Source organism: Qipengyuania sp. R86523 (assembly GCF_044596365.1).
GTDB lineage: Bacteria > Pseudomonadota > Alphaproteobacteria > Sphingomonadales > Sphingomonadaceae > Qipengyuania > Qipengyuania citrea.
Genome location: NZ_CP138997.1, coordinates 2,177,425 through 2,193,149 on the forward strand (window position 1 = coordinate 2,177,425; position 15,725 = coordinate 2,193,149).

The window sequence follows — 15,725 nt, forward strand, 5'->3', positions numbered from 1 at the left end:
GATGAACTTCCGCAACATCTCTGCCTGGTCGATTCGCAACCCGGTCATTCCGCTGGTGGCGTTCACGGCGCTGCTGCTGGCGGGCCTGATCAGCTTTGCCCGGATGGATGTTGTCAACAATCCGGACATCGAGTTTCCCGCCGTCAACGTCTCGATTTCGCAGCCCGGCGCCGCGCCGACCGAAATCGAGAACCAGATCACCCAGCGCGTCGAATTGGCCGTGCGCTCGATCAACGGCGTGAATTCGCTCAATTCGACCGCGCGCGAGGGCAATTCGAACACCTTCATCGAGTTCGAGATCGGCACCGATCCCAACGATGCGGTCGCCGAAGTCAAGAATGCAGTCGACACGGTCCGTGGATCCCTGCCCGACGGAATTCTCGAACCGCGCGTCACCAAGGAGGAAATCTCCGGCGGCTTCCTCGCGATCTATGCGGTCGAAGCCGACGACATGACGATCGAAGGGCTTAGCTGGTTCATCGACGATTCGGTCGCCAAGCAATTGCTCAGCATCGAAGGCATGGCCGAGGTCAATCGCTTTGGCGGGGTCGACCGCGAGATCGAAGTTATCCTCGACCTGCCGCGGATGCAGGCGCTGGGAGTGACAGCCAGCCAGATCAACGGCGTGCTGCGCCAGAGCAATGTCGATGCCGCGGGCGGTATGGCCGAAGTCGGCGGCACGCGCCAATCGGTGCGGGTGCTGGGCAACAGCGAGGATGCCTACGCGCTCAGCCAGCGGCAGATCCAGCTGGGCGGTGGCCGCACGGTCAAGCTGGCCGATGTCGCCACGGTGCGCGATGGCTATTCAGAACGCACATCGATCAGCAAGGTCCGCGACAAGGAAGTCGTCAATTTCGCGATGAGCCGCGCCAAGGGCGCATCGGACGTCACTGTCTATGAAGAAGCGCTCGAGAAGATCGCGCAGATCGAAGCGGAGAATCCGGGCGTCAAGTTCATCCCGCTGTTCAACACGGTCAAATACACCAAGGACCAGTACGAAAGCGCGATGGCGGCAATGATCGAGGGTGCCATCCTTGCCGTCGTGGTCGTGTTCTTCTTCCTGCGCGACTGGCGTGCGACTGCGATATCGGCTGTCGCGATCCCGCTGTCCGCGATCCCGACCTTCTGGTTCATGGATCTGCTCGGCTTCAACCTCAACCAGCTGTCCTTGCTGGCGCTGGCGCTGGTCGCAGGCGTGCTGGTCGACGATGCGATCGTCGAGATCGAGAACATCGTGAGGCACATGCGGATGGGCAAGACTGCCTACCAGGCCTCTATCGACGCGGCTGACGAGATCGGCCTGCCAGTGGTCGCCACCAGTTTCTGTATCGTCGCCGTGTTCTTCCCCGTGGGGGCCATGCCGGGGATCTCGGGACAGTTCTTCAAGAACTTCGGCTTCACCGTCGTGGTCGCGGTGCTGATGTCGCTTGCCGTCGCCCGGATGATCACGCCGATGCTGGCCGCCTACTTCCTCAAGGCACACGGCCAGGCCGCGCATGGCGAGGGCCGCATGATGGACCGGTACATGGGCATCCTGCGCTGGTCTCTCGATCGCGGCAAGATGCTGGCGGTCCGGCAGGGTATAGAAGGGCCGCGCAGCCGCGGGCTTTACATCGTTGCATTGCTGCTGGTCGTGCTCGGCGCTTTGGCGATTTCGGCCATTGCGACTTTCCAGGCGTCTTCCCTGATCCAGGGACTGGGGCTGCCCGATCTCATCACTGGGGGCGATCCCGATCCGCAGGGCCTGGTCAAGTTCCTCGCCACGCTCGTCGGCCTGGTACAGCTTGCCTTGGCGCTGGCGATCGGCCTGCTCGCCGCCTTGGCATTCTTCCGCATAACCGGGTTCGTCGTCCGCATGTTCGGCGACCATATGGCGCAGGCCTGGCAGTATCTCTATGCGCGCTTTCTCGATCACCGGGTCTGGATGCTCGGGGTCGGCTATTTCGCGCTGTTGCTGACCATTCTCCTGTTCAGCATTGTCCCTGGCCAGTTCCAGCCCAACATCGACGATGAAAACAGCCGGGTTGAAATCGAGATGGTTCCGGGCACCACGCTCGAAACCACCGAACGCGTGACCGACCAGGTCGCCGACCTCCTCTATGCGCAGCAAGAGGTCGAACTCGCGCTGGAACGCGTTCGTGAAGGGCAGGCAACGCTCTACGTCACGCTCAAGCCCGACCGCGAGCGCACCTCGATCGAATTCGAACGCGCCCTGGCACCGGAATTCGCCAAGATCGCGGACGCAAGGGTGCGCTTCGCCTCGCAGTCGGGCGGGTTCGGTTCGGGCCGCGACGTGACAGTGATGCTGGCCGGTTCGAATCCCGAGCTGCTCAACGACACCGCCGCCACGCTGGTCGAACAGATGAAGGGGATCGACACGCTGGTGGCCCCGCGAATCAGTGCGGACATCAACCGTCCCGAACTGATCATCGAACCGCGCGAGGACCTCGCCGCGGAACTCGGGGTGACGACCCTTGCGATCAGCCAGACCATCCGAATCGCCACCATGGGCGAGATCGAGCAGAATGCCGCGAAGTTCTCGCTCTCCGACCGGCAGATCCCGATCCGCGTCAAGCTGCCCGAGCGCTCGCGCGAGGATCTCGAAACGATCCGCAACCTGCCGGTCCAGACCGCCAGCGGCGGATCGGTTCCGCTTTCGCGGGTAGCCGATGTTTCCTTCGGATCAGGCCCGACCACGATCCAGCGCTATAACCAGAACCGCCGGGTGCTGGTGGGGGCTGATCTGGCGCAGGGTGTCGTCAAGGGCGAGGCGCAGGCCGAGATCGACGCGCTGCCGATCCTGCAGGATCTCCCGCAGGGGGTCATCCGCGATGTCGTGGGCGAGGATGAATGGCAACAGGAACTGATCAGCAGTCTTCTGATCGCCATCGTGTCGGGCGTCCTGCTGGTGTTCGCAGTGCTGGTCCTGCTTTACAAGCGACTGATGAGCCCACTGGTCAACATGACCAGCCTGGCGCTCGCTCCGCTGGGCGGCATCCTGCTGGTCTGGCTGTTCGGCCAACCCCAGTCGATGCCGGTGTATATCGGTATCCTGCTGCTGCTGGGGATCGTGTCGAAGAACTCGATCCTGCTGATCGACTTCGCGATCGAGGAGATGGACAAGGGCACCCGCCAGTTGCCCGCGATCATCGACGCCGGCCACAAGCGCGCCCAGCCGATCGTGATGACGACCGTTGCCATGACCGCAGGCATGGTTCCGACCGCGCTTTCGGGTGTCCTGGGGTCCGGTGACGGCGCCTGGCGCGCGCCGATGGGCACGGTGGTGATCGGGGGGCTGATCCTGTCGACCCTGCTCACCCTGCTGATCGTCCCCGCCGGCTTCAGCCTTGCAGACAGCTTCGAGAAGCGCGTCGGACCGTGGCTGCGCAACCGCCTGCTCACCTACAAGGAGGGCGACGATACGCGCGGCATCATCGGCGATAGCACCGCCGGGCCGGGGGCCGAACCCGCGGAGTGAGCGATCCACTGCCAACGGGCCGGGCGGCTGCCGGCGTACCGATCCCGGCGGATCGCGCACGGATGATGCGGCGCACGGCGACGGGGCTGATCGTCCTCATGGCGGCACTGTTCCTGTGGTCGGGTCGGTATCTGGGCGAGCACCCGGGATGGGGTTATCTCCACGCCTTCGCGGAAGCCGCGATGGTCGGCGGGCTGGCGGACTGGTTCGCGGTGACCGCGCTGTTCCGCCACCCGCTGGGCCTGCCAATCCCGCACACGGCGATCATCCCCGAGAACAAGGACCGCATCGCCGATACGATGGCGGGGTTCCTGCGCGACAATTTCCTGACGCCGGCGGTTGTGGGCCGCCGGATGGGGTCGATGAACCTTGCCGGAGCGATCGGCAGTTACCTCGCCGATCCCAAAGCGACCAAGGATTCGCGGATCCAGGCGGGAGCCGGGGAGCTGGCCGTCGAGGTGCTCGAATCGCTCGATCCAGACCGACTGGGCACGCAGGTGCGCAGCGGGATCAAGACCCAGCTTGGCAAACTCGAGGTCGCCCCGCTGCTCGGTGGCATGCTGGAAGCGATGATCGCCGACGGGCGCCACAAGCCGCTCATCGACAAGATCATCCGCTGGGCGGGTCTCGTGCTCGAAGACAACGAGGCGATGGTGCGCGAGATGGTCCACCGGCGCGCCAATGCGGTCCTGCGCTTTACCGGGCTCGACGAGCGGCTGGCGAATTCGGTCATCGACGGACTCTACAAGCTGCTCGCCGAAGTGTTGGTCGATCCCGAGCACCCGCTGCGCAACAAGATCGAGGAAGGGCTGGAGGATCTCGCGCGCGGGCTGCGGGACGACCCCGTGATGCAGGAGCGGGTCGAGCGGCTGAAGAACGAGCTACTCGACAATCCTGCGATCGGCAACTGGTGGCAGGGCGTGTGGGAACGGCTGCGCGCCGGGCTGATCAAGAGCATTCGCAATTCCGGCGACGAAACCGGTCCCAGCTATATCGGCGAAACTCTGGCGGAACTCGGCGCCGCGCTGCGTGACGACCAGCGCCTGCAACGGCAGGTCAATCGCTTCACGCGCCGGACCGCGGTGGGGGTCGCGACCCGCTACGGCAACCAGATCGTCCAGCTCGTGTCCGAAACCGTGCGCCGCTGGGATGCGGTGACGATCACCGACCGGGTGGAAAGCGCTGTGGGCCGCGATCTCCAGTTCATCCGCATCAACGGCACGCTGGTCGGCGGGCTGGTGGGGCTGACGATCCACGCGCTGGATGTCTACGTAATCTGATTTGCACCGCTTTCGCGACAGAGCGAGTTCGCTTGGTACCGCGAACGATCCGCTGGGCTGCGCGACCTGAATTGTCCTTGCGGCAATCCGGCGATGCCGTTTGCCTACCAGAATGCGATGCCGGCCGAACGGCGGATGCGGGCAAAGAAAAACCCTCCCGTCGAGCATCGACGAGAGGGTTGATTGTTCGGTCGAACTTTGCGCTCAGAGCTTTTCAGTCAGCTCCGGCACTGCCTTGAACAGGTCGGCGACCAGGCCAACATCGGCAACCTGGAAGATCGGCGCGTCCTCGTCCTTGTTGATCGCGATGATGGTCTTGGAATCCTTCATCCCGGCAAGGTGCTGGATCGCGCCCGAAATGCCGATAGCGATATAGACTTCGGGAGCCACGATCTTGCCCGTCTGGCCGACCTGGTAGTCGTTGGGGACATAGCCCGCGTCGACTGCCGCCCGGCTTGCGCCAATACCGGCGCCGAGCTTGTCGGCGAGCGGGGTAATGACCTGTTCGAACGTTTCCGAATCCTTCAGTGCGCGGCCGCCCGAGACGATAACCTTGGCACTGGTCAGTTCGGGACGATCGCTTTCTGCAATTTCTTCGCTGACGAAGCTCGAGAGACCTGCGTCGGTCGGGCCAGAAACCTCTTCGATCTCGGCCGAACCGCCATCGGCATCGGCCTTGTCGAAGGCGGTGCCGCGGACGGTAATGACCAGCTTAGGATCGGAGGATTCGACCGTCGCGATGGCGTTGCCGGCATAAATCGGGCGAGTGAAGGTCTTGTCGCCTTCGACCGAAAGGATGTCCGAAATCTGCATGACGTCGAGCAACGCGGCGACGCGCGGCGCGATGTTCTTGCCGGTGGTGGTAGCGGGCGCAACGAATGCGTCGTGATGGTCCATCAGCTCGGCCACCAGCGGGGCAACGTTTTCGGCCAGTGCATTGGCATAGGCTTCATCGTCGGCGATGTGGACCTTGCCGACGCCGGCGATTTTCGCCGCCTGGTCGGCCACTGCGCGGCAGCCCGAACCAGCGACCAGCAGGTGGACTTCGCCCAGCTTTCCGGCGGCGGTAACCGCCGCCAAAGTGGCGTCGGCGAGGCTGGCGTTGTCGTGTTCGACCCAAACGAGGGTTTTCATGTCTGTATTCCTTCTCGTCTGTCTGACTTAGGCGATACCGAGCGCTTTGATCTTGGCGACCAGCGCATCGACATCCTCGACCTTCTCGCCTGCCTGGCGAACCGGCGGTTCGGAGACATTCGTGGTCGTCAGGCGGAGGGCGGTATCGACACCGTAATCGGCGGGCGACTTGGTATCGAGCGGCTTCTTCTTCGCCTTCATGATATTGGGCAGCGAAGCGTAGCGCGGCTCGTTCAGACGCAAGTCGGTGGTGACGATCGCCGGCAGGGTGAGCTTCACCGTCTGCAGGCCGCCGTCGACTTCGCGCTTTACCGTAACGCTGTCGCCATCGACTTCGACGGTGTTAGCGAAGGTACCCTGCGGACGGCCCATAAGCGCGGCGAGCATCTGGCCGGTCTGGTTCGAATCGTCATCGATCGCTTGCTTGCCCAACATCACCAAGCCGGGCTCTTCCTCAGCGGCGATCGCCTTGAGGATCTTCGCGACCGCTAGCGGTTCGACCGCATCGTCGGTTTCGACCAGGATCGCGCGGTCGGCACCCATCGCGAGCGCCGTGCGCAGCGTTTCCTGCGCCTTTGCCGGGCCGATGCTGACGGCGATGATTTCCTCGGCCTTGCCCGCTTCCTTGAGGCGGATGGCTTCTTCGACGGCAATTTCGTCGAAGGGATTCATGCTCATCTTGACGTTGGCGAGGTCCACGCCCGAACCGTCCGCCTTGACGCGCGGTTTGACGTTGTAATCGATCACCCGTTTCACGGGGACGAGGATTTTCATGCGATACCTTCCTCTCGATAGAAACTGTAGGCACCGCCTAGCTTGCGTTTACGTAAACGTCAAGCAAGCCGGAGTGCCACCATGCGGCGCTTGGGACGATCCCTCGCGTGACCGGCACGGCGGGTCAAGCGGTGCCGGCCTGCAGCTTTACTATGGCTGGCGAGGCGAATGGTTTCGCCTCCTGTCGATGGGAGGAAAGCCATACGCGTCTGGACGATTGCCGCGGCCGTGGGAGCGCTGATGGCGCCACCGGCGCAGGCGAACGAAACCCGCGTCGCTCCGGAGGGTCACATACCTCCGCCGGCGCAGGTGGAAGCGCTCGATTGGCTGGTCGGCCAATGGCACGGCAGCGGGATCGGCGAAGCGGCGGCATACGAAAGCTGGCTCCCCCCAAGCGGCGGAACCATGGTGGGAAGCTTCGTGCAGGAAAGGCCGGCCGGCGGCATCATGTTCAACGAGCACATGTATATTGCCGAAGACGCCGGATCGCTCGTCGTCCGGCTCAAGCATTTCAATCCCGACCTCACTGGCTGGGAGGAGAAGGACGAGATGGTGTCCTTCCCGCTGCTGGCGATCGAGGAATGTGCCGCCTATTTCAGCGCATTGACCTATCGCTGCGATGGCGCGGACGGGCTGCTGGTGGCGGTCCGGGTAAAGGGCGCCGGCGAAGCGGCCGAGGAACTGGTGTTCCGCTTTACCCGCATTCGCTGACAGCACGCCTGCGAAACCCGCTGTTCGCATGGCCCGACCTGTGTTCGGGACCGGGGGATCGGGCCGCCCCGCTCGCACAGGCATGATGCCCGCACGAGCGGATGCGGCAATCCGTTAGTCGCCGATCAGGCTGCCTGCTTCACTTCGGCGACGATCTTCTTCGCTGCGTCGCCCAGATCGTCGGCGCTGACGATCGCGAGGCCCGAGTTGTCGAGGATGGCCTTGCCTTCTTCGACATTGGTGCCTTCGAGGCGGACCACCAGCGGCACCGAGAGATTCACGTCCTTCGCGGCCTGGACGATGCCATTGGCGATGACGTCGCACTTCATGATCCCGCCGAAGATGTTGACGAGAATGCCTTCGACCGCGGGGTCCTTGAGAATGATCTTGAACGCCGCCGTCACCTTCTCCGTGGTCGCGCCGCCGCCCACGTCGAGGAAGTTGGCAGGGAAGGCGCCATTGAGCTTGATGATGTCCATCGTCGCCATGGCGAGGCCCGCGCCGTTGACCATGCAGCCGATGCTGCCGTCGAGCTTGATGTAGGCGAGATCGTATTCGCTGGCCTCGACTTCGGCCGGGTCTTCCTCGGTCTCGTCGCGCAGCGCCTCGACATCCTTGTGGCGGAACAGCGCGTTGCCGTCGAAGCTCATCTTGGTGTCGAGCACGAGCAGGTTGCCGTCCTCGGTTTCGACCAAAGGATTGATCTCGAGCATCTCGCAGTCGAGATCCATAAAGGCCGTGTAGAGCTGCTTGGCAAGCTTCTGGGCCTGCTTGTTGAGGTCACCCGTCAGCTTGAGCGCGAAGGCCACCGCGCGGCCGTGGTGCGGCATGAAGCCCTGCGCCGGGTCGATGGTGATGGTGGTGATCTTTTCGGGAGTCGAATGCGCGACTTCCTCGATATCCATCCCGCCTTCGGTCGAAACGATCATGGCGACCCGGCCGGTGGCGCGGTCGACCAGCATCGACAGATAGTATTCCTGCGCGATGTCGACACCGTCGGTCACATAGAGCCGGTTGACCTGCTTGCCGGCATCGCCGGTCTGGACAGTGACCAGCGTGTTGCCGAGCATGTCCTTGGCGTTGGCTTCGACTTCCTCGATGCTCTTCGACAGACGTACGCCACCCTTGGCATCGGGGCCGAGTTCCTTGAACGTGCCCTTGCCGCGGCCCCCGGCGTGGATCTGCGCTTTCACGACGTAGAGCGGACCGGGCAGCTTCTTGGCGCCTTCCACCGCTTCTTCGACAGTAAGGGCGGCATGGCCGGCGGGGATGCCGATGCCGTATTTCGCAAGCAGTTCCTTGGCCTGGTATTCGTGGATGTTCATGGGAATCCTTCGTCCTTCGCGTAACGCGCGTGGGGGAATAAGAGTCGCACCGGCCATAAGCATGTCTGGGCCCGCTTGAAAAGGCCCGCTTTCGGGTGCAGGGCGCGGACCGATAGCCATGATCGACAGCCAGCGCCTCGAATCCATCGTCTCCGAAGCCGGACGGATCGCATACGATCTGTGGCCGGGGGCGGGCAATGCGCTGGATGCATGGGAAAAGAAACCGGGTGATCCGGTGTGCGAGGCCGACCTCGCAGTCGATGCCTTCCTCAAGCGCGAGCTTGGCGCGCTGCTGCCTTCCGCGGGGTGGCTGTCCGAAGAAACCGCCGATGACCCGGCGCGTCTCGGCCACGACCTGATCTGGCTGGTGGACCCGGTCGACGGGACCCGCGATTTCATCCGCGGGCGCAGCGGCTGGGCGGTTTCGGTCGCGCTTATTAGCGCTGGCCGGCCACTGATCGGCACGCTGTGTGCCCCTGCGCGAGGCGAGACATGGCAAGCGGTTGCAGGGCAGGGCGCGTTCCGCAACGGTACGCGGCTGACTGCTTCCACCCGCCGCGAATTTGCCGGATCGCGTGTGCCTGCGCATGTCTTGCCCAAGACCGACACCGATCTGGTCACGGTCGACCAGCCCAATTCGATCGCCTTGCGAATCGCGATGGTGGCGGCGGACGAAGCGGATCTGGTTGCGACGGTGCGTTGGGGTTTCGAATGGGATATCGCCGCAGCCGGAATGATCGCGCGCGAGGCCGGTGCCGCAGTGAGCGACGCCTATGGCCGCAAGCTCGACTACAACAAGCGCGACCCGCGGGACTTCGGCGTATTGGTCAGCGCGCCCGATATTCACGCCAATGCCGTGGAGCGGCTGGCACGGCGAATGGACAACCTGCCCGAATAACGGCCGGAAGAGCTGCCCGAACGAAATCGGGGCCAGCGCAATGCCGGCCCCGATCGATGATCTGAATGTCGGACTTGCCCGTTACATTCCCTGCGACTGGGCCGCCTGGATGTCCTGCTGGTCGAACGGAATGATCTTGATTTCGACGCGGCGATTGAGCGGTTCGTTGACATTGTCGCCGGTGGAAACCTTGGGGCGGGTCTCGCCGAAGCCCATCCAGCGGATGCGCGATGAATCGACGCCGCGCGACGTGAGGTAATTCGCCACTGCCTGCGCGCGCTGTTCGGACAGGCGCTGGTTCGAATCGGCCGAACCGACGGTATCGGTATGGCCATATACGTCGACGAGGCTGTTGGGATATTGCGTCAGGCTCGAGGCCACGCGGTCGAGCAGGTCACGGAAGCCCGGAGTGATGGTGTAGCTGCCGGTGGCGAAGGTCACGCCGTCGGGCAGGTTGACCAGGATCGCTTCGCCGCCATCGGTTTCGCTGACGTCGACGCCCGAACCGGCCGTCTGCTCTTCGAGTTCCTTGATCTGCTGATCCATGTTGTAGCCAACCACGCCGCCGGCCACGCCGCCAGCTGCCGCGCCGATGATGCGTCCGGTCTTGCCGCCGATCACGCCGCCGAGCAGGCCGCCGGCAAGTGCGCCGCCGGCCGTGCCGAGCACGGTCCGCGAAACCTTGCGTTCGCCGGTGTTGGGGTCGGTTACGCAGGCCGATACGGTCATCATCGATACGGCAGCGAGGCTGGCGGTAAGAATGCGCGATTTTTTCATGTAGTTTTCCTCCTCTGAGGTGGCAGGCGGCCCCAATACGGGCTTGGTGCCAGGCGATATATCCCGGACGCGCCCACCCACGTCACAACCAAGCCAACCGTCCAGCGGCGCGCCTGTTCCGCGCCCGGCGCAGATAAGTCACACGAAACGCTGGCAGCTTGGAGCAATTGTGCTAGCCACGCGCGGGTGACACCTTTTCCCTGGACCGACCTGCTGATCATTGCAGGACTGATCGTGCTCAACGGCGTGTTCGCCATGAGTGAACTGGCCATCGTGTCGGCGCGCACCGCCCCGCTGCGTACGGCAGCGCAGCAAGGCAATCGCGGCGCGCAGATCGCGCTTTCGCTGGGCGCGGAACCGGGCAAGTTCCTCTCGACCGTGCAAATCGGCATTACGCTGATCGGGATCGTGGCGGGCGCCTATTCTGGAGCCAGCCTCGGCGGGCCCGTGGGCGAGCGCCTGGCCGTGCTCGGCGTTCCTGCGGACTGGGCGGACCAGGCGGGCTTCGCCACGGTGATCGCGCTGACCACTTACCTCAGCCTTGTGGTTGGCGAGCTCGTGCCCAAGCAGGTGGCTCTCCGCGCTGCGGTGCCAATCGCGATCTATATGGCGCGGCCGATGGCGGTGCTGGCCAAGGTCGCCGCCCCGCTGGTGTGGTTGCTCGACGCCTCGTCCGGTCTGCTGATCCGGCTGCTCGGCGTGCGGCCGGCAGGCCAGAGCGCGGTTACCGCCGAAGAGCTGCACATGCTGTTTGCCGAAGCCACGCGCAGCGGCGTCATCGAACACGAACAGCACCAGATGCTGCAAGGCGTCGTCCGGCTGGCCCAGCGGCCCGTTCGCGAGCTGATGACCCCGCGCACGGAAGTCGACTGGATCGATATTGCGGCGGACGAAGCTGCGGTCCGTGCGGTGCTCGACGCCAGCCCCCATTCGCTGTTGCCCGTGGCCGAAGGGTCGCCCGACAGGGTGCTGGGCGTGGTCAAGGTGCGCGATATCCTGTCGCGCCTCATCGCCAACGAGCCGGTCGATATTGCCGCGCTGATGAGCAAGACCGAGGTGGTCCCCGACCAGTTGGACGCGGTCGACGCGCTGCGCGTGCTGCAACAGGCCGAAATCGCCATGGCGATGGTGCATGACGAATACGGTCATCTCGATGGTATCGTTACGCCGGTCGACCTGCTCACTGCGCTGGTCGGCGATTTCGCGAGTGATCAGGACCCGGGCGATTCGCCGGGGGTTACCGAGCGCGCCGATGGCAGCCTGCTGGTATCGGGCTCGCTATCCGCCGACGTGCTCGCCGATCGGCTGGGCATCGAATATGGCGAAGACCGCGAATTCGGCACCGCGGCGGGGTACGCACTGCATGTGCTCAAGCGGCTGCCCAACGAAGGCGACCATTTCACCGATCAGGGCTGGCGTTTCGAAGTCGTCGATATGGATGGCCGCCGGATCGACAAGCTGCTGGTAAGCAACGAGGCGGACGGGGCAGCGCAGCCTGCCTGACGCGGCGTGGAAATCTGCCGGCACTGGCGCCGGCAGGTTCTTCCAAATAGCTAGGCTCTCAACCCGGGATTACGGCGACGGCATTGGCGCCATCGCCCTCGGGCGCAGCGACGATGTCGCGCGTCACGCTGCCCTTGGCGACGGTGGCGGTCGCCGGATCGCCGACGGCGCTGCGGATCCCGGGGTCTGCGGCTCCCGCGCGTTCGAGCACGCTGGTTTCGACACTGCTGCGCGCCTGTGGACCGCCGAACAGGGCTTCCAGCGTCTGCGCGGCGGCACTGCCTTCGGCCGGACGCGGAGCGCCGGGCTTGGGCGGGACCAGGTTGAAATCGGGCGGCACCACCAGCGGGGCCTGCCGCTGGACGGCGAATTCATCGGGCCGGTCGCGATTGAGCAGGCCACTGCTGCCGCAGGCTGCGGTCATGGCGCCAAGCCCGGCGATCAGGGCGAAACGGGTGAATTGGTTCATCACTTGCTCTCCGCGGCGTCGGCCGCCTTGCTGTTCATGAGGTCGTCGACCTCTTGCTCGTCCTTGTCGCGCATGAAAAAGGCGCGTGCAAGGACGATGACCACGCCGATGGTGATAGCCGCATCGGCGACATTGAAAATCAGGAACGGGCGGAAATCGCCGAAATGCAGATCGGCGAAGTCGACGACATAGCCGAGCTCGTAGCGATCCTTGATGTTGCCTAGCGCCCCGCCAAGAATCAGCGACAGCGCGAGGATGTCGCCCAGCAGCTTTTCGCGCAGCATCCACACGGTCACCACCAGCGCGATGACGGCGGTCACCAGCACCAGGCCCCAGCGCATTTCCGGGCTGGTTGCTTCGAACATGCCCAGCGACACGCCGAAATTGCGCGTGAAACGCAGATCGAAGATCGGCAGCAGTTCCATCGCGTCACCCACCCGGTCGATGCCGAGCGTCTTGGTGACGTAGTTCTTGCTCCACTGGTCGGCCGCGAAAATCAGCAGGGCGATCACGCAGCCGATCAGGCGATTGCGCAGGAGGGGGGTCATGCCGCACCATCCAGCGTGGCGACCACGTCTTCGCAGCGATCGCACAGGTCGCCATCCTCGGCGACACTGGGCAGCAGGCGCCAGCAGCGTCCGCACTTGCTTTCATCTGTCCGCGTAACCGTCACCGTGTCGCTATCGCCGCGCGCGACTGACGCGGTGATGAACAATTCGGCGAGGTCGGCGTCGCTGAAACCTTCGGGCACGGCGCTGGCGGGCACGACGACATCGGCCTCGAGGCCCGAGCGGATCACCTTGTCGCGGCGCAGCGGCTCGATCGCTTCCATTACGTCCTCGCGCAATTCGCGCAGTTGCGCCCAGCGCGCGCCATCGGCGGTCACACCCGGCACCTGCGGCCATTCGAGCAGGTGGACGCTGCCGCCATCGGGATAGCGCGTCGACCACACTTCCTCTGCCGTGAACACCAGCACCGGCGCGGCATAGCGGACCAGCGCGTGGAACAGCAGGTCGAGCACGGTGCGGTAGGCATTGCGCTTCACGCTGCCCGGCCCGTCGCAATAGAGCACGTCCTTGCGGATATCGAAGTAGAAGGCCGACAAATCCTCGTTGCAGAAATCGACCAGCAGCCGCGTATAGGCGTTGAAGTCGTAATTCTCTGCCGCGTGGCGCAGCTTGCCATCGAGATCGGCCAGCAGCGCGAGGATATAGACCTCGAGTTCGGGCACCTCGCCGACATCGCCCATATCGCCGACGAAACCGTCGAGCGCGCCGAGCAGGTAGCGGAAGGTATTGCGCAGTTTGCGGTACTGGTCGCCCGCGCCCTTGAGGATTTCGTCGCCGATGCGGTGGTCTTCGGTCGAATCGACGCTGAGCGCCCACAGCCGGATGATGTCCGCGCCGTACTGTTCCATGACCTTGAGGGGGTCGATCGTGTTGCCGAGGCTCTTCGACATCTTGCGCCCGTCGCTGGCCATGGTGAAGCCGTGTGTCAGCACCTGGTCGTAAGGCGCGCGGCCGCGCGTGGCGCAGCTTTCGAGCAGCGAGGACTGGAACCAGCCGCGGTGCTGGTCGCTGCCCTCGAGATAGAGGTCGGCGGGCCATTTCAGCGCCGGCCAGCGCCCGCTTTCGAGCGTGAAGGCATGCGTGCAGCCCGAATCGAACCAGACATCGAGGATGTCGGCGACCATTTCGTAATCGTCGGGATTGTGCGCATCGCCGAGGAATTCGGCCTTGCGGCTCTCGTCCCAGGCATCGACGCCGTGCTCGCGCACCGCGGCGATGACGCGCGCGTTGACTTCGGGGTCCTGCAGATATTCGCCCGTGCCGTTCTTCACGAACAGCGTGATCGGCACGCCCCAGGCGCGCTGGCGCGACAGCACCCAGTCGGGACGGCCTTCGACCATCGAACCGATCCGGCGGCGGCCCTTTTCGGGGATGAAGCGGACGCGTTCGATTTCGGACATGGCGCGGCTGCGCAGCGTGCCGCCGCCGCCCAGTTCCTTGTCCATCGGCACGAACCACTGCGGCGTGCAGCGATAGATGACCTTGGCTTTCGAACGCCACGAATGCGGGTAGGAGTGCTGGTAATCGTCGCTCGCGGAAAGCAGCGCACCCGCTTCGCGCAAATCGCTGCAGATCGGGCCTTCGGGCGAATTGAACGGCTTGTTGATCACGCTGCGGCGGCGTTCCTTGCCGTTCTCGTCCAGATCGCCAGCGCCGAGCCATTCCCAGTCGTCGCGATAGCGCCCGTCAGCCATGACCGCGAAGACCGGCTCGAGCCCGTTGGCGCGGCACAGCAGGAAGTCGTCCTCGCCATGGTCGGGCGACATGTGGACGAGGCCCGTACCGCTGTCGGTAGTGACGAAATCGCCGGGCAGGAAGGGACGCGGCTTGGCGTAGAACCCGCCGAGGTGGTGCATCGGGTGGCGGGCGAAGGCTCCGTGCAATGCCTCGTTGGAAAGCACACTCTCCAATTCCAAACCGATGCCAGTCCTGGAGGTGAAGTCCTGCATCAATGCCTGAGACATCACATAGCGGCGCCCATCATCACCTTTGAAAACGCCGTAGCAAGAACCGTAGTCGATGCCCTCAAGGTCAGGATGATACGCGATCGCTTGGTTCACTGGGATGGTCCACGGCGTCGTCGTCCAGATCACCGCGTACGCCCCGACTAACTCTTCAAGGCTCGGAGCCTCCACGATCTCGAACGCCACGTCGATCTGGGTGGAGGTGATGTCCTCATATTCGACCTCGGCCTCGGCCAGCGCGGTTTCCTCGACCGGGCTCCACATGACCGGCTTCGAACCGCGATAGAGATTGCCCGCCTCGGCGAATTTCATGAGTTCGGCGACAATGGTCGCCTCGCTGTCGAACTGCATGGTCAGATAGGGATTGTCCCAGTCGCCCATGATGCCGAGCCGCTTCAATTGCTCGCGCTGCACATCGACCCATTTCTGGGCATAGGCGCGGCATTCGGCGCGGAATTCGGCCGGCGGGACCGCTTTCTTGTCGAGCTTCTTCTTGCGGTACTGTTCCTCGACCTTCCATTCGATCGGCAGGCCGTGGCAGTCCCACCCGGGCACGTAGGGCGCGTCCTTGCCCATCAGGTTCTGCGTGCGGCAGACCATGTCCTTGAGCGTATGGTTGAGCGCGTGCCCGATATGCATGTCGCCATTGGCGTAGGGCGGGCCATCATGCAGCACGAAGGTCTCGCGCCCGGCGCGCGCTTCGCGCAGCTGCTGATACAGCCCCTCTTCCTCCCAGCGCGCGGCGATCTTCGGCTCCTTCGCAGGAAGGCCGGCCTTCATGGGGAAATCGGTCTTGGGCAGGAAGACCGTGTCTCTGTAATCGCGCTTTTCGGACATAGAGGC

Annotated in this window: 12 protein-coding genes; 5 read left to right on the plus strand and 7 right to left on the minus strand. The window is 64.2% G+C overall.

The features are described 5' to 3' along the window. Position 1 precedes the first annotated feature (1 nt). Positions 2-3,478 (plus strand): efflux RND transporter permease subunit, encoded by a 3,477-nt coding sequence (locus SJY12_RS10725; RefSeq protein ID WP_397505336.1) that lies wholly within the window; start codon positions 2-4, stop codon positions 3,476-3,478. Between the two features lie 65 nt (positions 3,479-3,543). Next, the gene (locus SJY12_RS10730; protein WP_397506696.1) at positions 3,544-4,758 is read left to right on the plus strand and encodes a DUF445 domain-containing protein; all 1,215 of its coding nucleotides are present in this window, start codon (positions 3,544-3,546) and stop codon (positions 4,756-4,758) included. Between the two features lie 204 nt (positions 4,759-4,962). Here the strand turns inward: SJY12_RS10730 and SJY12_RS10735 are convergent, their stop codons facing one another. Both SJY12_RS10735 and SJY12_RS10740 read right to left on the minus strand, forming a co-directional pair. Continuing rightward, positions 4,963-5,892, minus strand: coding sequence for an electron transfer flavoprotein subunit alpha/FixB family protein (locus SJY12_RS10735; protein WP_397505337.1), 930 nt, complete (start codon positions 5,890-5,892; stop codon positions 4,963-4,965). A gap of 27 nt (positions 5,893-5,919) precedes the next feature. After that, positions 5,920-6,666 (minus strand): electron transfer flavoprotein subunit beta/FixA family protein, encoded by a 747-nt coding sequence (locus SJY12_RS10740; protein ID WP_348031417.1) that lies wholly within the window; start codon positions 6,664-6,666, stop codon positions 5,920-5,922. Positions 6,667-6,906: 240 nt separating this feature from the next. On the opposite strand from SJY12_RS10740, the gene SJY12_RS10745 reads away from it, so the two are divergent. Beyond that, entirely contained in the window at positions 6,907-7,377 is a 471-nt protein-coding gene (locus SJY12_RS10745) for a DUF6265 family protein (protein WP_397505338.1), read from the plus strand. 125 nt (positions 7,378-7,502) lie between these two features. On the opposite strand, the gene sucC is transcribed toward SJY12_RS10745, so the two are convergent. Further along, entirely contained in the window at positions 7,503-8,702 is a 1,200-nt protein-coding gene (gene sucC / locus SJY12_RS10750) for an ADP-forming succinate--CoA ligase subunit beta (protein WP_050601424.1), read from the minus strand. A gap of 118 nt (positions 8,703-8,820) precedes the next feature. Between sucC and SJY12_RS10755 the strand changes: the two genes are divergently transcribed. Next, positions 8,821-9,600, plus strand: a complete 780-nt coding sequence (locus tag SJY12_RS10755) for a 3'(2'),5'-bisphosphate nucleotidase CysQ (RefSeq protein ID WP_397505339.1) — start codon at positions 8,821-8,823, stop codon at positions 9,598-9,600. Positions 9,601-9,681: 81 nt separating this feature from the next. Here the strand turns inward: SJY12_RS10755 and SJY12_RS10760 are convergent, their stop codons facing one another. Continuing rightward, positions 9,682-10,377, minus strand: coding sequence for an OmpA family protein (locus SJY12_RS10760; RefSeq protein ID WP_050601422.1), 696 nt, complete (start codon positions 10,375-10,377; stop codon positions 9,682-9,684). A 186-nt stretch (positions 10,378-10,563) separates the two neighbouring features. Here SJY12_RS10760 and SJY12_RS10765 point away from each other — a divergent pair, with 186 nt between their 5' ends. Beyond that, positions 10,564-11,880, plus strand: coding sequence for a hemolysin family protein (locus SJY12_RS10765; protein WP_063507064.1), 1,317 nt, complete (start codon positions 10,564-10,566; stop codon positions 11,878-11,880). A gap of 58 nt (positions 11,881-11,938) precedes the next feature. Here the strand turns inward: SJY12_RS10765 and SJY12_RS10770 are convergent, their stop codons facing one another. Genes SJY12_RS10770 through ileS form a run of 3 tightly spaced genes read right to left on the minus strand, consistent with a single transcriptional unit; the run spans position 11,939 to position 15,719 of the window. Beyond that, positions 11,939-12,349, minus strand: a complete 411-nt coding sequence (locus SJY12_RS10770; protein WP_230832268.1) for a DUF3035 domain-containing protein — start codon at positions 12,347-12,349, stop codon at positions 11,939-11,941. Beyond that, entirely contained in the window at positions 12,349-12,897 is a 549-nt protein-coding gene (gene lspA, locus SJY12_RS10775; protein ID WP_230832269.1) for a signal peptidase II, read from the minus strand. The genes SJY12_RS10770 and lspA overlap by 1 nt, the downstream gene beginning before the upstream one ends. Further along, positions 12,894-15,719, minus strand: a complete 2,826-nt coding sequence (gene ileS / locus SJY12_RS10780; protein WP_397505340.1) for an isoleucine--tRNA ligase — start codon at positions 15,717-15,719, stop codon at positions 12,894-12,896. Before ileS ends, lspA begins: the two co-directional genes overlap by 4 nt. Positions 15,720-15,725: the final 6 nt, after the last annotated feature.